The 18,204-nt window shown below is 72.5% G+C and carries 17 protein-coding genes and 1 pseudogene; 9 read left to right on the forward strand and 9 right to left on the reverse strand.

Going from position 1 to position 18,204, the window contains the following annotated elements:
- Positions 1-437: 437 nt before the first annotated feature.
- Positions 438-1,145, reverse strand: coding sequence for a hypothetical protein (locus BC793_RS26660; RefSeq protein WP_109596879.1), 708 nt, complete (start codon positions 1,143-1,145; stop codon positions 438-440).
- Positions 1,146-1,205: 60 nt separating this feature from the next.
- Here BC793_RS26660 and BC793_RS52405 point away from each other — a divergent pair, with 60 nt between their 5' ends.
- Positions 1,206-1,331, forward strand: coding sequence for a hypothetical protein (locus tag BC793_RS52405; RefSeq protein WP_275416164.1), 126 nt, complete (start codon positions 1,206-1,208; stop codon positions 1,329-1,331).
- A pseudogene (locus BC793_RS26665) lies at positions 1,331-1,912 on the forward strand (HAD family hydrolase); the annotation flags it as partial. The gene BC793_RS52405 and the pseudogene BC793_RS26665, both read left to right, overlap by 1 nt.
- 33 nt (positions 1,913-1,945) lie before the next feature.
- Here the strand turns inward: BC793_RS26665 and BC793_RS26670 are convergent.
- Complete coding sequence (locus tag BC793_RS26670) at positions 1,946-2,311, reverse strand: DoxX family protein (RefSeq protein ID WP_109596881.1); 366 nt, start codon at positions 2,309-2,311, stop codon at positions 1,946-1,948.
- A gap of 126 nt (positions 2,312-2,437) precedes the next feature.
- On the opposite strand from BC793_RS26670, the gene BC793_RS26675 reads away from it, so the two are divergent.
- On the forward strand, positions 2,438-2,806 hold the full coding sequence (locus BC793_RS26675) for a winged helix-turn-helix transcriptional regulator (RefSeq protein WP_373871207.1): 369 nt from the start codon (positions 2,438-2,440) through the stop codon (positions 2,804-2,806).
- Between the two features lie 8 nt (positions 2,807-2,814).
- On the opposite strand, the gene BC793_RS26680 is transcribed toward BC793_RS26675, so the two are convergent.
- The 5 genes from BC793_RS26680 to BC793_RS26700 are packed head-to-tail and all read right to left on the reverse strand — an operon-like array spanning position 2,815 to position 6,748.
- Positions 2,815-3,201, reverse strand: a complete 387-nt coding sequence (locus tag BC793_RS26680) for a VOC family protein (RefSeq protein WP_109596883.1) — start codon at positions 3,199-3,201, stop codon at positions 2,815-2,817.
- A gap of 24 nt (positions 3,202-3,225) precedes the next feature.
- Positions 3,226-3,699, reverse strand: a complete 474-nt coding sequence (locus tag BC793_RS26685) for a DinB family protein (protein ID WP_109596885.1) — start codon at positions 3,697-3,699, stop codon at positions 3,226-3,228.
- Between the two features lie 42 nt (positions 3,700-3,741).
- On the reverse strand, positions 3,742-5,070 hold the full coding sequence (locus BC793_RS26690) for a PEP/pyruvate-binding domain-containing protein (protein ID WP_109596887.1): 1,329 nt from the start codon (positions 5,068-5,070) through the stop codon (positions 3,742-3,744).
- Complete coding sequence (locus tag BC793_RS26695; RefSeq protein ID WP_109596889.1) at positions 5,067-5,666, reverse strand: transcriptional regulator; 600 nt, start codon at positions 5,664-5,666, stop codon at positions 5,067-5,069. The genes BC793_RS26690 and BC793_RS26695 overlap by 4 nt, the downstream gene beginning before the upstream one ends.
- On the reverse strand, positions 5,663-6,748 hold the full coding sequence (locus BC793_RS26700) for a TetR/AcrR family transcriptional regulator (protein WP_109596999.1): 1,086 nt from the start codon (positions 6,746-6,748) through the stop codon (positions 5,663-5,665). The genes BC793_RS26695 and BC793_RS26700 overlap by 4 nt, the downstream gene beginning before the upstream one ends.
- Positions 6,749-6,984: 236 nt before the next feature.
- On the opposite strand from BC793_RS26700, the gene BC793_RS26705 reads away from it, so the two are divergent.
- Positions 6,985-8,538 carry an ABC-F family ATP-binding cassette domain-containing protein gene (locus BC793_RS26705; RefSeq protein ID WP_109596891.1) on the forward strand — a complete coding sequence of 518 codons (1,554 nt, stop codon included), beginning with the start codon at positions 6,985-6,987 and terminating at the stop codon, positions 8,536-8,538.
- A gap of 10 nt (positions 8,539-8,548) precedes the next feature.
- Here the strand turns inward: BC793_RS26705 and BC793_RS26710 are convergent, their stop codons facing one another.
- Positions 8,549-10,159: a methyl-accepting chemotaxis protein gene (locus BC793_RS26710; RefSeq protein ID WP_109596893.1), complete on the reverse strand. Its 1,611-nt coding sequence runs from the start codon at positions 10,157-10,159 to the stop codon at positions 8,549-8,551.
- 179 nt (positions 10,160-10,338) lie between these two features.
- Here BC793_RS26710 and BC793_RS26715 point away from each other — a divergent pair, with 179 nt between their 5' ends.
- The 5 genes from BC793_RS26715 to BC793_RS26735 all read left to right on the forward strand — a co-directional run bounded on the left by BC793_RS26715 (position 10,339) and on the right by BC793_RS26735 (position 16,151).
- Positions 10,339-11,103 (forward strand): 3-hydroxybutyrate dehydrogenase, encoded by a 765-nt coding sequence (locus BC793_RS26715; RefSeq protein ID WP_109596895.1) that lies wholly within the window; start codon positions 10,339-10,341, stop codon positions 11,101-11,103.
- Between the two features lies 1 nt (position 11,104).
- A complete protein-coding gene (locus BC793_RS26720) occupies positions 11,105-13,021 on the forward strand; it encodes a helix-turn-helix domain-containing protein (protein ID WP_109596898.1) in 1,917 nt (638 codons plus the stop codon).
- Between the two features lie 100 nt (positions 13,022-13,121).
- Positions 13,122-14,459, forward strand: a complete 1,338-nt coding sequence (locus tag BC793_RS26725; protein ID WP_109596899.1) for an MFS transporter — start codon at positions 13,122-13,124, stop codon at positions 14,457-14,459.
- 52 nt (positions 14,460-14,511) lie between these two features.
- The gene (locus BC793_RS26730) at positions 14,512-14,910 is read left to right on the forward strand and encodes a PLD nuclease N-terminal domain-containing protein (protein ID WP_109596901.1); all 399 of its coding nucleotides are present in this window, start codon (positions 14,512-14,514) and stop codon (positions 14,908-14,910) included.
- A gap of 119 nt (positions 14,911-15,029) precedes the next feature.
- Positions 15,030-16,151 carry a 5-methyltetrahydropteroyltriglutamate--homocysteine S-methyltransferase gene (locus BC793_RS26735; protein ID WP_109596903.1) on the forward strand — a complete coding sequence of 374 codons (1,122 nt, stop codon included), beginning with the start codon at positions 15,030-15,032 and terminating at the stop codon, positions 16,149-16,151.
- An 18-nt stretch (positions 16,152-16,169) separates the two neighbouring features.
- Here BC793_RS26735 and BC793_RS26740 read toward each other — a convergent pair whose 3' ends face one another.
- On the reverse strand, positions 16,170-17,789 hold the full coding sequence (locus BC793_RS26740) for a hybrid sensor histidine kinase/response regulator (RefSeq protein ID WP_109596905.1): 1,620 nt from the start codon (positions 17,787-17,789) through the stop codon (positions 16,170-16,172).
- Positions 17,790-18,204: the final 415 nt, after the last annotated feature.

Raw genomic sequence — 18,204 nt, forward strand, 5'->3', positions numbered from 1 at the left:
CCGACGGTACCGGCCGTCCGGTTCGGCTCCGTAGACGTACGTCGCCACTCACCTGAGCGATTCGTCTACGCCGTACGGGGCGACGACCCGCCCGCGTTGGAGCCGTGGCGAGATGTCCCGGCACCTGAGCCTTCGGGACCCGGCCGGCGCGCCCGGGGTGACGGTGAGCCGGGGCCTGAGCCTTCGGGACCCGGCCGGCGCGCCCGGGGTGACGGTGAGCCGGGGCCTGAGCCTTCGGGACCCGGCCAGCTCGCCCGGGGTGACGGTGAGCCGTCGCCTCAGCCTTCGGGACCCGGCCGGCTGGCCCGGGGTGACGGTGAGCCGGGCCTCAGCCCGGCGGACGCGCCGCGGTCATGAGCGGGCAGCCCCCCGGCGGTGTAGCCCGGGGACGGTCGACGTTGCGGTGGGGTGGGCGGTGGTCCGTACCGCAGAGGGGTTCATCGCAGGCCGAGCGCGGAAAGGACGGACCGGATCGCGGCGCCGGTGGGGCGGAGGATCTCGTCGCGGAGCCAGCGGCCGGTCGGCGCGATGACGTGACGCCACACGGCGCCGAACGTGTAATGCCAGGTCACGGCGACGGTGATGCCGATCGGGCGGAGCAGGAAGCGGTAGATCTGGCGGAACAGCCAGCTCGTGCCCTGCCAGCCGAGACGCAGGAACCAGGCGATCGCCCGGCCGACCGGGGCGAGGACCCACGTCCACAGGAACCCGCCGGCGGCGGCGAGGGCGATGCCGAGCGGGTGCAGGATCCAGCGGTGGAACAGGCGCGCCCCGGGGACGGCGGCGTGTTCCCACAGCCACATCAGCGGTACGCCGATCAGCATCACCGGGATCGCGAGAAGCCAGCCGAACACGGTGACCAGGGCTTTTCCGAGCCAGCGGGCCGGGGGCAGCAGCACCTCGGCCCACAGCCAGGTCACCGGGACGACGATCAGGTAGTGCCACAGCCAGGTCGCCGGGACGACGATCGCATGGTGCCCGAGCCAGGCCAGCGGCACGATCAGATAGCGGTGCAGGAACCGGCCGATCGCCGCGACGGCCATGCCGAGCAGGCGGAACGGCAGCACCACGACGACCGCGACGGCCCGGACCGGCCACAGCAGCCAGGCGGGCGCGGACTCGGGGGACTGGTCGGCTCTCCGCATCGGCCCAAGGTAGCGGACACCCGAAAGCCGTCCGGCAGGTGCTCCATAAGATCATCGATCATGGTGAACATCGCGCGGATCGAGGCGCACGCGGCCGGCCCGTGGCCGTCCACCAGTGCCGAGCGGGGCGGCGGCCGCGGCGCGCTGGACGCGGTTCTCGCCGGGCTGGGGCGCATGGTGTCCTGATGCCGCTGCTGCTCGTGGACCTCGACAACACGCTGATCGACCGGGATGCCGCATTCCGCACCGCGGTCGCCGCCTTCCTCGACGAGCACGGTCTGCCGGCCGCCGACCTGGACTGGGTGATGACCGCCGACGCCGGTGGCTACGCGTCCCGCGCCGCGGTCGCCGCGTCGATGATCGACCGGTTCGGCGTCGCCGCGCGGAGCGTCCGTACCCTTCTGGACGTCGGCGCAGCCGATCATGTCGTTCTCGCCGCGCCGACCGCCGACGCCCTCCGCCGGGTCCGCGCCGCCGGATGGACGTGCGTCATCGTCACGAACGGCCGCACCGTCCAGCAGGAAGCCAAGATCCGTAACACCGGCCTGGACCGCCTGGTCGACGGCTGGGTGGTCTCCGAGGCGGTGGGCTGCAAGAAGCCGGATCCCGCGATCTTCCGCGCCGCCGCGGCGGATCTGGCCGGCGCCTGGATGATCGGGGACTCCCCGCACGCCGACATCGCCGGGGCGTCCGCGCTGGGCCTGACCAGCGTCTGGGTGTCCGCCGGCCGGCCGTGGACCGAGACGGGTTACCACCCGACGCACACGGCCGCCGACGTCGTCACTGCTCTCGGCCTGCTGTCACAGCCAGATCGTGGCCAGGCCGACGGTCACCGCGCCCGCCACCAGCAGCGCGATGTTGAGCCCGATCACCTTCACCTCGCCCCGCGTGACGTGCACGACGATCCCGCCGACCTGAATGATCGTGAGCCCGGCCGCGGCGGCGAGCGCCAGCACCGGCGCGATCCCGGTGAGCGGCGGCAGGATCATCCCGGCCGCTCCGGCGAGTTCCAGCCCGCCGATCGTCCGGACGAGCCACATCGGGGTCCGGTCGACCCAGCCCATCATCGGCTGTAGCCGCTCCCGGCTCTGGCTCACCTTCCTGCCGCCGGCGTACGCGTAGAAGACGGCGAGCAGGACAGCGAGTACCCAGTAGGCGATGTGCATGGCGAGGCCCTTCGAAACCGGCGGTCACCAGGATGGTTACCAGCCGTAAGTGACCACATGATGCGGTACTTTCAGGGGCCTTACAAAAGGCACAAGCGTGTGCCTGACGAACAGGGAGCGTCACCTGTGGACTACGAACACACCTGCATGATCCGGGGTGACGGGGGCCGTACGCTCCGGGCGATCCTCGACCAGATCTGCAACAAGTGGACCCTGCTGGTGGTCGCCACCCTCGACCAGGGCACGCTCCGTTTCACCGATCTGCACCATCAGGTCCCCGGCATCTCCCAGCGCATGCTCACCCTGACGCTGCGCCACCTCGAACGGGACGGGTTGATCACCCGGACCGTCCACGCCGAAGTCCCGCCCCGCGTCGAATACGCCCTCACCCCGACCGGCGAGAGTCTCATCCCGCCCGCGCTGGCCCTGGCCGGGTGGGCGATCGCGCACGCGCCGGGCATCGAGGAGAGCCGGGCGGCATACGCCGCCCGGTGACCGCGGGATCAGGAGGTGTAGAGGCAGAACGGGTGACCGGCCGGGTCGAGCAGCACCCGCACGTCGTCCTGCGGCTGGTGGGCCGGTAACGCCGCGCCGAGACCGACCGCGTGCGCCACCGCGGCCGCCAGGTCGGTGACCTCGAAGTCCAGGTGGAGCATCATCTGCTGGCGCCCGCCCTCGGCCGGCCACACCGGGCGCACGTAGTCGGGGTTGTGCTGGATCGCGAGGTAGGCGACACCCGCGCCGAGGTCGAGCACGATGTTGCCGGGTTCACGCCGCCAGATCGACCAGCCGCGCAGCTCCGCGTAGAACGTGGCCAGCACCTCGACGTCGGGCGCGTCGAGCACCACACCCCACCAGTCGGAACGGGCCCAGCGATCGGTTTCGGGCACGCGCCCACCGTACCCACAAGGGGGTCAGCCGGCGAGGATCTGCTCGCGCAGGATGTCGGCGTGCCCGCAGTGCTGGGCGATCTCCCGCAGGAAGTGCAGGTAGATCCAGCGCAGTGGCACCGGCCCGCGGCGGTTGCCGGTCACGACGTCGTCGAGGCCGAGCCCGGCCACGGCGGCCCGGGACGCCTCGCAGGCCTCCCGGTAGGCGGCCCGCACGCTGTCGACGGTGTCCGTCTCGTCGAGGAGGAACGACTCGTGCGGTGTCTCCGGAATACCGATCTCGCTGCGCGACCGGCCGGTGATCGCCTCGTCGAACCACACCTTCTCCACGAAGGTGACGTGTTTGACCAGGCCGAGCAGTGTCGTCTCGGAGGACACGAGCCGCCGCCGGGCCTGCTCCTCGGTCAGCCCGTCCAGGCTGGCGAGGAGCTCCGCCCGGTGATCCTCGAGAAAGGACTCCCACTGAACCCGCAGCGGCTCGTCGATGACGTCATCCATAGGCACCGCCACAGCGTGCCACGCCCGACCGTGCCGGTGCCGTCAGCCCCCGGGTGTGGCCCAGCCGAGCAGCCGGCTCAGGTGGGGGCCGGCGTCGTCGGTGGTGGTCTCGGCGGGTCCGGCGACCACCTCGCCGCCGGTGCCGTCGATGGTGAACACCGTCCCCTCGGCGAAGGAGCCGTCGGGGGTGTGGACGCGACCGGTCGCCGGGTCGACGGTGAGGGCGGTCGCGCCGACCACGGCGGGTCTGCCCATCGACCGGGCGACGACGGCGGCGTGGCTGGTGGGGCCGCCGATCGTGGTGACGATGCCCGCGGCGGCGGCCAGCCCGTGCATGTCCAGCGGTGACGTGTGCGGGCGGACCAGGATGACCGGCCCGGCGGCGGCCATCCGGGCGGCCTGGTCGGCGGTGACCGCGATCCGGCCGGTGGCCACGCCGGGACTCGCCCCGACACCGCGGGCGAGCACCGGCGTTCCGGTGCGGATCCGTGGGACACGGGCCGCGCGGATCTGCCGGGCCGAGACCCGCCGCACGGCCGTCGCCCGGTCGATGATCCCCTCGTCGGCCAGGTCGACCGCGACCCGTACCGCCGCCCGCCCGGCCAGTCCGCCCGGCCGTACCTGAAGGAACCACAGGCGCCCGGACTCGACGGTGAACTCGACATGGCACACGTCCCGGTAGTGCCGTTCCGCCCGGTCGAGCCCGTCGAGCAGCGCGGCCCACACGGCCGGTTCGCGGTCGGCGAGCGCCTCGATCGGCCGGGTCGCCACCCGGCCGGAGACCACGTCGTCGCCCCGGTGCCCGAAGAGCACGTCCCCGTAGGGCGCCTTCACGCCGGTGCCGGGATCCCGGCTGAACGCGACCCCGCTCCCGCTGTGCTCGTCACGATCACCGAACACCATCTCCTGGACGACCACCGCGGTCCCGAGGTCGTGCGGAACATCGTGGACCTCCCGGTAGGAGGTGGCGCGCGGGGTGTGCCACGACGCGAACACGGCCTCGACCGCCGCCCGGAGCCGGTCGGCCGCGGTCTGCGCCGAGGGGCCGCCCACGTCGAGGAAGGTGTTCATCATGCCCGGCATCGACACGGCCGCCCCGGACCGCACCGAGACCCGGAGCGGCCGGTCCGCCCCGCCGAACGTCCGCCCGGTCGCCGTCTCGAGGTCGCGCACCGCGGCGGCCAGCTCCACCGCGAGCCCGCCGGGCAGCCGGCCGTCCCGCAAAAAGTCCCGGCACGCCGCGGTGGAGACGACGAACCCGGCCGGCACCGGCAGTCCCAGCCGCATCAGGGTGACCAGCCCGGATCCCTTGCCGCCGAGCACCCCGGCGTCGACGGGCAGGGCAGGGGAGAGGCGGTGGACGTACGTCATCGCGGCATACCGAGGGTGACCAGCAGGTCTTCGTGGAGCTGGAACCAGACACTGTGGTACGAGGTGGTGGTGTCGGCCAGGTGCTCACGCTTGCCCGCCCGGGCCAGGTCGAGGGCCGCGGTGAGCCGTCCCCGATAGCGGCCGAAGCGGGGGAGGGCCGCGGTGAGCGCCGCGCACACGTCCGCCGCCCGCCGGTCGAGGTCGACGAAGCGGGCCAGGACCCGGGCGTCGTACGCGGTGTCGGTGTGGTCGTTGGTCTCGGGCACGCCGTCGACCGGCCGCAGATGCCAGGCCGTGCACAGGTCGAGCAGTTCCGGGTTGAGGACCAGGAACGCCTCGAAGGCCGCGGTCACCTCCCTCCGCGTCCCGGCGGCGTCCAATTCGGCGGCCACCAGACGGGCGTCCGCGGCCTTGCCGGCCTCGGTGAGGCCCCAGCCCCCGAAAGCTCCAGGAGTACGGGTGACCAGCCCGTCGACCGCGAGATCGATGAGCCGCGACTCGGTGTCGGGTGTGGTCAGACCGGCGGCGTCGGCGACCCGGTCCAGATCGGTGAAACCGAGGCACCGCAGGGTGTGGAGAACCGGCAGGTCGGTCACGGCTGCCCCGTCCCGCCGGCGCGCAGGGCGATCGCCGCGGCGTGCCCCGCACCCCGCCCCGACGCCCGTGCCACGATCCGTCCGTCCCGGATCCGCACCGCGATCTCGGTGTCGTCCCCGACCGCGGCCGGGGAGGTGCCGGCGGCGAACGAGGCGGCGATCGCGGCGGCCAGCGCGGGCCCGTCGTCGAGGTCGATGTGCAGGGGCCGGGCGACGCCCGGTGGGAGGGCCCGGCGCAGGCAGGCGCTCATGGCGGTGAGGCGGAGGCGGACCAGGGCGCCGGTCTCGGCCGGGTCGCCGGAGACCACGGCCACGGTGACCCGGTCGTCGGGGCCGGCGGCCCGGACCGCCTCCTCGGCGGCACCGAGCCGGGCCGTGCCGAGGACCACGAGCAGGCCGTCGTCGGTGACGCCGTCGGCGGGCTCCCACGGTGCGTCGCACAACTCGGCGGGCGGCACGAACGGCAGATGCGGTGGGTCCCACTCGTCGGCGAGGGCGAGGCCGGCCAGGTGGCCGCAGGCCCGCGTGACGTCGAACAGGTCACCGAATCCGGGGGCCGCACCGGCGAGATGGTCGGCGCCGTGCAGCAGGGTGAGGATCAGCTCGGCCAGCCGGACCCGCCGCCCGGCGGACGGCGGGCACGCCTCCAGAGCGAGGGCCAGGAGCAGCGCCTCCAGGCGGGTGATCTCGGTGACGGCCGCGCGGCCGGGCTCGTCGTCGAAGACCCCGGTGACGGACCGGGAGCGCAGGCGCCCGCCGGCCGCGGTGTCACCGGCGAACGGGAGATGCTCCAGCCAGGCGCGGGCGAAACCCTCGGCGGCCGTCACCACCGGGATGCTCTCGGGCAGATCCGCGGCCGGTGGCGCGACGGGTGACGGCCCGTAGTCGAGCAGGACCGCGAGATAGAGCGCCCGCTTGCCGGCGAAATTCGAATAGACGGCACCGCGGGTCAGCTCGGCGCGGGCCGCTATCCGGTCGATCTTGGCGTCGGCGTAGCCGTACTCCGCGAATTCCTCGACCGCCGCGTCGAGGACGGCGGCTCTCGTGCGGGCCTGCTGCTGCGCCCTCGTCAACCGGACCATGCCCGCCACGATACCCACATCATCCCGATGATGGGAACATCCGAAAAACCGGTGGCCGTCTCCGGGCGGCCCGGATAGCCTCGGCGGCATGTACCAGGGAATCGCGTTCATGAGGCTACGCAGCGGCCGCTGACGGCGGCGCATCCTGCATTTCTCTGCACTGCCCGCCGTCTCGGCGTTCTGCCGGGCGGCCGCATCCGGCTACCCGGCTCACTCTCGAGCTGCGGAGCACACCCATGTCCCTTGCACATCTTCGTGCCGACGACGTCACCGTCCGCCTCGGCGCCCGTCTCGTTCTCGACCACGTGTCCGTCACCGTCTCGGCCGGCAGCCGCCTGGCCGTCGTCGGGGAGAACGGCCGCGGCAAGACCACCCTGCTGCACGTGCTGGCCGGCCTGATCACGCCGGACACCGGCACGGTACGGCGGGCCGGAACGATCGGACTGGCCGCCCAGGCCCTGCACGCCCGCCCCGGTGACACCGTCGGAAGCCTCACGTCGGCGGCGCTGCTGGAGTCCCGTACCGCATTGATCGATCTTGACGAATCGGCGGGTGACCTGGCCGCCGGCCGGCCTGGCGCGGACGACCGCTACGCGGCGGCCCTGGAAGCCGCCGCCCGGCTGGACGCGTGGGACGCCGAACGCCGCGTCGACATCGCCCTGGAGGCCCTCGGCGCCTGCACCGACCGAGATCGTGAGCTGGGCACCCTGTCCGTCGGCCAGCGATACCGGGTGCGCCTGGCGTGCCTGCTCGGCGCCCATCACGACCTGCTGCTGCTCGACGAACCCACGAACCATCTGGACGCGTCCGGACTGGCGTTCCTGACCGACCGGCTGCGCGGGCATCCCGGGGGCATCGTCGTGGTCAGTCATGACCGGCAGTTGCTGCGGGACGTCGCCCGCGAGTTCACCGACCTGGATCCGAGCCGGGACGGCCGGGCCCGCACCTACGCCGGTGGCTACGACGAGTGGCAGCGTGGCCGCCGCCGGGAGCTTCAACGATGGGTGCAGGAGTACGACGAGCAGCAGGCCGAACATCGCCGCCTGGCCGAGGCCGTCGACCGTGCGCGTTCCCGGCTGAGCACCGGCTGGCGCCCGGACAAGGGCGTCGACAGGCACAAACGACAGTCCCACACGCCCGGCGTGGTGCAGGCGCTGAACCGGGAACGCGACGCTCTCGAGGCGCACCGGATCACCGTTCCGGCGCCGCCGGCGGTGCTGCGGTGGCCGGAGCTGAGCACCCGCAAGGGTGTGCCGCTGGTGCGTGCCGACGGGGTGCGGGTGGCCGGCCGCCTCGACCGGCCGGTCACCCTCAGCCTCGACGGCGGCGACCGGCTGCTGGTCACCGGCGCCAACGGGGCCGGCAAGTCGACCCTGCTGTCGCTGCTGGCCGGCCGGTTGCGGCCCTCCGCGGGGACCGTCCACCGCTCCCCGGACGCCCGGATCGCCCTGGTCGCGCAGGAGGTCCCGGACCGGCCGGACGACCTCACGGCACACCGGCTGCTGGCCGGCCGCGGCACGATGGGCCTGCTCGACGCCGAGGCTCTGCGCACCCCGGTGCGGTTGCTCTCCCAGGGCCAGCAGCGCCGCCTCGACCTGGCCCTTCACCTGGCGAGCGGTCCCGACCTGCTGATCTTCGACGAGCCGACCAACCATCTGTCGTCCACCCTCGTCGACGAGCTGACCGGGGCCCTGCTGAGCACGCCGGCCGCCGTCGTGATCGCCACCCACGACCGGCGACTGCTCGCCGACCTGGCCACCTGGCCCCGCCTGCACCTGGCCCCGCGGTGACCAGACGCCGTCAGACCCGGTAGTTGCTGACCGCGCTGCCGAGCCGCTGGGCCATCCCGGCGAGCTCGGCGGCGGTGGTCCGCGCCTCGTCGGCACTCCGGGTGGTCTGGTTGGCGGTGGCCGCCACGTTGGTGATGTCGCTGGCGATGTGCCCGGAGCCGGTGGCGGCCTCGGCGACGTTGCGGCCCATCTCGCCGGTGGTGGCGGTCTGCTCCTCGACGGCGGCGGCGATGGTGGTGGCGTAGTCGTTGATCTGGGCGATGACCTGTCCGATGTCGCCGATCGCGGAGACCGCCGCGTCGGTGTCGGACTGGATGGCGGCGATCCGCCTGCTGATGTCCTCGGTGGCCCGCGCGGTCTCCTGGGCCAGGTCCTTGACCTCGGAGGCGACCACCGCGAAGCCCTTGCCGGACTCGCCGGCCCGGGCGGCCTCGATGGTGGCGTTCAGCGCCAGCAGGTTGGTCTGCTCGGCGATGCTCGTGATCGCATTGATCACCTCGGTGATCTCGGCGCTGGCCTGACCGAGCTTGGCCATGGTCTCGCTGGTGCGCTCCGCGGCCGTGGTGGCGGACCCGGCCACCTGGGCGGAGGCGCCGGCACTGGTGGCGATCTCCCGGATCGAGGCGCTCATCTCTTCGGTGCCGGCGGCGACGGTCTGCACGTTCGCGGAGATCACGTCGGCCGCGGCGGACACCGATCCGGCCTGTTCGGCGGTGGTCTGCGCGGACCGGGTGAGTTCCTCGGCGATCGTGGACAGCCGGGCCGAGGTGCTGGACAGGGCGTCGGCGTCGTCGCGGACCTGCCGGACGGTGGTGGCGACATTCTCGGCGGTGTGGTTGAGGGCGGCGGCGAAGTCACCGATCTCGTCGTTGCCGCCGATGCTGGTCCGGGCGGTCAGGTCACCCTCGTCGATGCGGTGCAGCACCTGCACGCAGTGGGCGAGTGGCCGGGTGATGCCCCGGGCGAACAGCACCGCGACGGCGGCGCCGATCAGCAGTACGGCCAGGATCGCGACGATGACGACGGTCCGGCCGGTGCGGTAGGCGCCGGCGGCGCTCTCGTGGGAGGCATCGGCCTCGGCGATGGCGGCGTCGGCGAGTGCGGTCAGGTCGTCGCGCATGGAGGCGACGAGCGGCTGGATCTCGGTCTTGCGGACCGCGCGGACCTGATCCATCCGCCCCTGTGCGGCGAGGGGGAACAACCGGTCCGTGACGATGACGAGATACTCGTCCCAGACCCCGGTGAACGACGTGAGGCTGTCCCGTTCGGCCGGGGTTCCGGCGAGTTTCTGATATCCGGCGCCGATGTCGGCGACGGTGTCGACCTCCGCCTGGAACTCCCTCTGCTCGGTGGCCCGGGTGTCGGCGTCACCGGCCAGCAGATACTCCAGCGCGTTGATCCGGCCCCGGTTGAACGCCGAGCGCATGTCGGCGATCGCCTGCGCCTTCAGGGTCTGGGCGTACTCGCCCTCGGCGGCGTCCGACAGCGTGCTCATCTGGCGCAGGGCGAACAGGCCCACCGCGCCGCCGAGGGCCGCCACCAGCAGCACGACCACCAGGATCTTGGTACCGATGCGTACGTCGCCTGCCAGGCGGGCCGTCGATGGTACGGGCTGGCTCATGACGTCGTCCCCCTCGTCTGGAATCCGCCCCCGAACGGATCATTCGCCATCCGTACCGGCTCAACAGGCCGTTCACGGGAAAAGGGTCCGGTGTTGTGGCAGGAGGACACCCGTGAGCCGGTCGGGATGTCGATGGCACACATGGATCGGGGCCGGGTGTGGCTCGTAGGGTGTGCGCCATGACGACGCGGGTGGTCACGCTGGACCTGAACGGCCGGACCGCACTGGTGACCGGCGCCGGTAGCGGCATCGGCCGGGCCTGCGCGGCCCGGCTGGCCGGCGCCGGGGCGACCGTGCTGGTGGCGGACGTGGACGAGACGTCGGCGAAGGAGGTGGCGGCGGCGATCGGCGGGCGCCCGCTCGTGGTCGACCTGGCCGATCCGGACGCCACCGACGAGGTCGACCCGGCCGTCGACGTGCTGGTCAACAACGCCGGGCTGCAACACGTGGCGGCACTGCCGAACTTCCCGCCGGAACGCTTCGCCCACCTCCAGAAGGTCATGGTGGACGCGCCGTTCCGGCTGGCCCGGCGGGTCCTGCCGCACATGTACGCGCGGGGCTGGGGCCGGATCGTGAACATCTCTTCGGTGCACGGGGTGATCGCCTCGCCGTTCAAGTCGGCCTATGTCGCCGCCAAGCACGGCCTGGAAGGGCTGTCGAAGGTGATCGCCCTGGAAGGGGCGCCGCACGGGGTGACCTCGAACTGTGTCGGGCCGGCGTTCGTGCGTACCCCGCTCGTCGACCGGCAGATCGCCGACCAGGCGCGGGTGCACGGCATCCCGGAGGACCGGGTGGTCGAGGAGATCATGCTGGACCGGGCGGCGATCAAACGGCTGATCACGCCGGAGGAGGTGGCCGAACTGGTCGCCTACCTGTGCACGCCGGCCGCCGGTCTGATCACCGGCGCGTCCGTGCCGATCGACGGCGGATGGACCGCGCACTGACATGCCGGACGGTCTCGACTACCTGGATCTGCTGGCCCGTGAGGCGGCGCTGATCGAGTTCGAGCGGCCGGTCGTGGCGGCCCGCACCGCGGGTACGTCCGGAGCCGAACTCGACGGCCTCGAACAGGCCAAGCTCCTCGCGCTGAAGGTACGGGCGCTGCTGGAGCGCCGTCGCCGGCGGGAGGAGGAACTGTCCGCGCTCTACGACACGGCCGGCGACCTGGCCGGGCTGCGCGACGTGGACGCGGTGCTGCGGGCCATCGTCCACCGGGTGCGGACACTGCTCAACGTGGACGTCTCCTACATGACGCTGGACGACGCCGAGCGCGGGGACACGTACATGCGGATCACCGACGGGTCGGTGGCGGCCAGTTTCCAGGCGCTGCGGCTGCCGCCGGGAGCGGGGCTGGGCGGGCTGGTGGCGTTGACCGGGGCACCGTACGCGACGGCGAACTACCCGACCGACACACGGTTCCGGCACACCGGCGACATCGATCAGGGTGTGGCCGACGAGGGGCTGGTGGCGATTCTGGGCGTACCGATGCGGTTGGGGTCGGCGGTGATCGGGGTGCTGTTCGCCGCCAATCGCGCCGAGCGCCCGTTCGCGCGGGAGGAGGTCGCGCTGCTGTCGTCGCTGGCGGCGCACGCCGCGGTGGCGCTGGACACGGCCCGCCTGCTCAGTGAGACGCAGACCGCGCTGGCCGAACTGTCCGCGGCGAACGCGGTGATCCAGGCACACAGCGCGTCGGTGGAGCGGGCCGCCGCGGCGCACGACCGGATGACCGCGGTGGTGCTGCGCGGCGGCGGGGTGGAGGACGTGGCCGCCGACCTGGTCGACGTACTGGCCGGTGTGCTGCTGGTGATCGACGCGGACGGCCGGGTGCTGGCCACTGCCCGCAGCCCGGGGGTGCCGGCGCAGGTGCCGGAGCCGGCCGGCGCGACCGTCGAGGAGGCGGTGGCCGCCTCCCGCGGGGAGGGCCGCAGCGTGCGCCGCGGCGACCTGGTGATCGCCGCGGTGGTGGCCGGCGCCGACAACCTGGGTGCGCTGGTGTTCCGGCCGGACCGGCCACTGGCCGATGTGGATCAGCGGATCCTGGAGCGGGCCGCGCAGGTGACGGCCCTGTTGCTGCTGTTCCGGCGCACGGTCGCCGACGCCGAGGCGCAGGTTCGCGGTGACCTGCTCGACGATCTGATCAGCCGGCCGGTCCGTGATCCGGACGCGGTGCGGTCGCGGGCCGCCCGGCTGGGCCTGGACGTCGACGCCCCCTGGGTGGTGGTCGCGGCCGGTGACGACACCGGTGACGGGCTGGGGCAGCGGGCCGCGTCGTGGGCGCGGACGTTCGCGGCGACCCGGCGCGGGCTGGCGATGCCGCGGGACGGCCGGCTGGCGCTGCTGCTGCCCGGAGACGACCCGGCCGGGACGGCCCGGCTGGTGGCGAAGGAGCTGAGCCGGACGCTGGGCCGGCCGGTCACCGCGGGCGGCGCCGGTCCGGCCCGCGGCGCGGAGGGTGTGGCGGGTGCCTACCGGGAGGCCGACCAGTGCCTGAGCGCCCTGGTCACGCTGGGCCGATCCGGCGGGGGCGGGGGAGCGGCCGATCTGGGGTACGTGGGCCTGCTGCTCGGCGACCGGCGCGACGTCGCCGGCTTCGTGTCCGGAACGGTCGGTCCGGTGATTGACTACGACCTGCGCCGGGGCACCGCGCTGGTCCGCACCCTGGAGGCCTACTTCGCCGCCGGTGGCGGACTGGGCCGGGCCGCCGAGGCGCTGCACGTGCACGTCAACACGGTCAACCAGCGCCTGGAACGGGTCGCGCAGCTGCTCGGCGACGACTGGCAGCGGCCGGGCCGCGCCCTGGACCTGCAGCTGGCCCTGCGCCTGCACCGGCTGCGCGGCCACCTGGGTGACACCACCACCTGAACGGCCGTCAATGTGTGGCCCGCATCCATGGGTTCCCGGCCGGTCCCGGACGTAGCGTCCCGGTACCACCGAATCCTGTGAACATCCGAGAGGAACGCCCATGGCCTCGATCGCCACCCAACGGGCCCCCATCGTCAAGGTCGTCTTCGCGTCCCTGGTCGGCACCGCCGTGGAGTGGTACGACTTCTTCCTCTACGGCTCCGCGGCCGCGCTCGTCTTCGGCGCCCTCTTCTTCCCCTCCTCCGACCCGGTCACCGGCACCCTGCTGGCGTTCGGGACGTACGCGCTCGGGTTCGTCGCCCGCCCCCTCGGCGGCATCGTGTTCGGCCACTTCGGCGACCGGATCGGCCGTAAACGGATGCTCGTCGTGTCGCTGATGCTGATGGGCGTGGCGACCGTCGCGATCGGACTGCTGCCCACCTACGCCACGATCGGCCTGGCCGCCCCGGTGCTGCTGCTGGTGTGCCGGCTCGCGCAGGGTTTCGCGGTCGGCGGCGAATGGGGCGGTGCCGTGCTGATGGCGGCCGAGCACGGCGACGACGCGCGGCGCGGGTTCTGGTCGTCGTGGCCGCAGGCCGGGGTGGCGCTGGGCAATCTGCTCGCGACCGGGGTGCTGTGGGTGCTGGCCCTGGTGCAGTCCGACGAGGCGTTCAAGGCGTGGGGCTGGCGGATCCCGTTCCTGCTCAGTGCGGTGCTGGTGCTGGTCGGCCTGTGGGTGCGGCTGAGCATCGAGGAGTCGCCGGTCTTCCAGCAGACCCGGGCGCGGCTCGCCGAGACCGGGAGGGACCACCAGCCGCTGCGCGAGGTGGTGCGCCGCTACCCCCGGGAGATCCTGGTCGCGATGGGCATGCGGCTGGCCGAGAACATCGGCTACTACCTGATCACCGTCATCTCGATCACCTACCTGACGACGTACGCCGGGACGACCGCCGACAAGAGCATGATCCTCACCGCCCTGCTGATCGGGTCGGCGGTGCAGTTCGTGGTCATCCCGCTGATCGGGGCGGTCTCCGACCGGGTCGGCCGGCGCCCGCTGTATCTGGCCGGTGCGGTCGGGCTCGCGATCTGGTCGTACGTCTTCTTCGGCCTGCTGGAGAGCCGCTCCGAACCGAAGATCATCCTCGCCGTGGTGGTCGGCCTGTTCCTGCACGCCCTGATGTACGCCCCGCAGGCCGCGTTCTTCTCCGAGCTGTTCGGCACCTCGGTCCGCTACACCGGTGCCTCGGTCGGCTACCAGCTGGCGTCGATCCTGGCCGGGGCCCTGGCGCCGATCATCGCGCTGAAACTGCTCGGCGACGTGGCGAACCCGAACCCGACCGCGGTGGCGATCTACATGACCGTCGCGTCGGTACTGACCGTGGTGGCGGTGCTCGCCGCGAAGGAGACCGCCCGGACGTCGCTGCGCCACGACCGGGCCCTCGAGGACGTGGCCGACTGAACCGCACCCCAGGGGACCACGCCGGGGACGATGCTCTGTCATCATCTCCGGCGTGATTCGCCTCTACTCGCTGTTCGCGCTGATCGACCTCGTGTTGATCATCGCCGCGCTGATTTCCTGCCTGTCCGCCGAGGAGCACGAGATCCGGGCCCTGCCGCGGATCGTCTGGGTGATCCTCATCCTGCTCTTCTCGCCGATCGGCCCGATCGCCTGGTTCGTCGCCGGACGTCCGGCCCGCCCGGTCCGGCTCAGCGACGGCACCCTCTGGAAGCCGGGCAGTGGCTTCCCGGAGAAGGAGCGGCCCCGCCCGGTGGCGCCGGACGACGACCCCGAGTTCCTCAAGCGCGTCGCCGAGCGCAGCAAGCGCGAGGACGAGGACCTGATGCGCAAATGGGAGGCCGACCTGCGGCGACGTGAGGAGGAGCTGCGACAGCGGGACGACGACGAGTAGTCCCTGATTCGCCCACCTCGCTACTCCTCCGGGTCGCGCACGCCGTCGCAGCATCGATGGTCATTGATCAGGCTGCGGCGTAGGTTGACAACGGGAATCCACTGAAGGGGGCCACGCCGATGACGTTCCGTGACACACCTCCGTTCCGCGCCGACCACGTCGGCAGCCTGCTGCGGCCGCCGCGCCTGCTGCGGGCCCGTGAGCAGCGCGCTCTCGGGGAGATCAGCGCCGAGCAGTTGCGTACGGTCGAGGACGACGCGATCCGTGAGGTGGTCCGGATGCAGCGCGACGTGGGGCTGCGCTCCGCCACCGACGGCGAGTTCCGGCGTACCTCCTGGCACATGGACTTCATCTACCGGCTGGGCGGGATCCGGCCGACCGACGAGAAGATCCAGGTGCATTTCCGCAACGAGAGCGGCGAGCTGGACTTCGAGTCGGCGGCGCTGGCCGTGGACGGGCCGATCACCCTGACCGAGACGATCTTCGGTGACGACTTCGCGTTCCTGCGGTCGGCGACGGGGGACGAGGTGACCGCGAAGCTGACGATCCCGTCGCCGAGCATGGTCCACTACCGGGGCGGCCGGGCCGCCATCGATCCGGCGGTCTACCCGGACGAGGAGCGGTTCTGGGCCGACCTGAGCGCCGCCTACGCCGAGCAGGTGCGCCGGGTCGCCGCACTCGGCTGCCGGTATCTGCAGCTCGACGACACGAGTCTGGCGTATCTCAACGATCCGGCGCAGCGGCGGCTGCTCACCGACCGCGGGGACGACGCCGAGCATCAGCATCTGCGGTACATCCGGCAGATCAACGCGGCGATCGAGGACCGTCCGGCCGGGCTCAACGTCACCACCCACATGTGCCGTGGCAACTTCCGGTCGTCGTGGGCGGCCGAGGGCGGCTACGACTTCGTGGCCGAGGCACTCTTCAGCGAGCTGGCCGTCGACGGGTTCTTCCTCGAGTACGACGACGACCGGTCCGGCGGGTTCGCCCCGCTGCGGTTCGTGCCGCCCGGCAAGACCGTCGTGCTCGGCCTGGTCACCACGAAACGGGGCGCGCTGGAGTCCAAGGACGACCTGAAGCGCCGCATCGACGAGGCCGCCCGGTACGTACCGCTGGAGCAGTTGTGCCTGTCGCCGCAGTGCGGGTTCTCCTCGACGGTCGAGGGCAACGTCCTCACCTACGACGAGCAGGTCGCCAAGCTGCGCCTGATCGCGGAGACCGCCGACGAGGTGTGGGGCTGAGCATCCACCGGCCGTGACTCACGGCTGGTGGACCGGGGCCAGCGCCTCACCGACGGTGGCCAGCAGCTCCACGGCGGTGAACGGTTTCTGGACGATCCGGGTGGCCGGCGGGATGTCGTAGCGGCGGCGCAGTTCGGCGTCGCTGTACCCGGACATGAACAGCACCCGCAGGCCGGGGCAGCGGGCCGTCAGCTGGGCGGCGACGGCCGGGCCGGAGCGGCCGGGCAGGACCACATCGGTGATCAGCAGGGCGACGTCGGTCAGGTCGACCCCGGCCGCGGCGTCCTCGCTGATCGCCGTGGTGCGGTACCCGTTCTCCTGGAGGATGCGGACCACCAGGTCACGTACGTAGTCCTCGTCCTCGATCACCAGCACCCGCTGCCCGTCGCCGCCGGGGCCGGCCTGGACCGGCCGGTGTCCGGTACCGACGGCCCGCCCGGCGGCGTACGGCAGCAGGATCCGGAACGTGGTGCCGACCCCGGGTACCGAGTCGACGCTGATGTGACCGCCCGCGTCGCCGACGATGCCGTAGACCGTGGACAGTCCCAGCCCGGTGCCCCGGTCGGCCGGTTTCGTGGTGAAGAACGGCTCGAAAAGCCGATCACGGACCTCGGCGGACATCCCGGTTCCGGTGTCACTCACGGTCAGCCGGGCATAACGACCGGGCGGCAGCGGTACGGCCGACACGCCCCGGATCTCGGTGAGGCCGGTCTCGACCACCACGACACCCCCGTCGGGCATCGCGTCCCGCGCGTTGATCACCAGGTTGAGCAGGATCTGGTCGAGCCGCCCCCGGTTGGCGTACACCGGAACCGCCGCACCGCACGGTCGGCACACCAGCCGGACGTCGGCGCCGATCGTCCTGGTCAGCAGCTCCCCGGACCGCTTCACCGCCTCGTTGAGGTCGACCACCTCGACCTGGGTCGGCTCCCGTTTCGCGAAGAGCAGCAGTTGCTCGGTCAGTACGCGGGCCCGGTCGGCCGCGTCCCGGATCCGGGACAGATCCGCGGCACCGTCGCCGGTGACCTCGTCGGCCAGGAAGTCGGCGTAGTTCAGGATGATCGCGAGCAGGTTGTTGAAGTCGTGGGCGACCCCGCCGGCGAGCTGCCCGAGGCTCTCCAGGCGGGCCGCCCGGGCCGACCGCTCGACGGCCCGTCGTTCCTCCGCCTGGAAGCGCCGTTTCTCGGTGATGTCCCGTTCGGTGGCAGCGGCGGCCACGACGGTGCCGTGCTGGTCACGGATCGGCGAGACGGTCACCGACACCAGCAGCGAGCTGCCGTCCCGGCGGATCCGGAGGGTCTCCTCGAGGTGGATGTGCCCGCCCGTGGCCAGTACGGCGAGGGCCTGCTCCAGGGTGGGATCGGCGCCCGGCGGCAGGATGCCGCGGAACGGGGTGCCCAGCACCTCCTCGGCCGACCATCCGTAGAGGCGTTCGGCGCCCTTGTTCCAGACCGTCACCGTGCCGTCCAGAGTGCAGGCGATGATCGCGTCGGCGGACTGGTCGGCCATCGCGGCCAGCAGCTCCCGGTCCTGGGTGTAGATGTGGGCGGGCCCGCGCAGACGGCGGCCGCTGAACCAGCCGAGCAGCCCGGCGCCGGTCGCGGCCAGGACGGCCATGGCGGTGCCTCTCGGGAGCATGATCGCCGATCACCACCTTCCCCTCCGCCGAATACCGGGTACGGTAGTCCCGCTCAGCCTGACATTTCATGTTTTCGTGTGCTGACGGACCTGATGGCCGAGGTCATCACCTCGATGCGGGGGAGCCGGTCCCGGCCGATCCGGCGCTCCGCCGGTCTAGGGCTGGAGCACCACACCGACGACACCGGCGGGACAGAGCATCAGCAGGGTCGCGAACAGGGCGACCACGACTCGCGGGCCGCGTTCGACGTCCGGATCGAGCCGGTAGACCGCCGTCGCCGAGAGCCCCGGCGTCCCGCCCGGCCTCGGCCTCCGGTCGGGAGACGAGGCAGGCGGGCCGGGGCCACGGCCGGTGGCTGCGGGCCGGGTCTCCGGAGGCTCTCTAATCGGTGGGACCGGAGTCTCCGCCGAGGCC

Source organism: Actinoplanes xinjiangensis (assembly GCF_003148685.1).
GTDB lineage: Bacteria > Actinomycetota > Actinomycetes > Mycobacteriales > Micromonosporaceae > Actinoplanes > Actinoplanes xinjiangensis.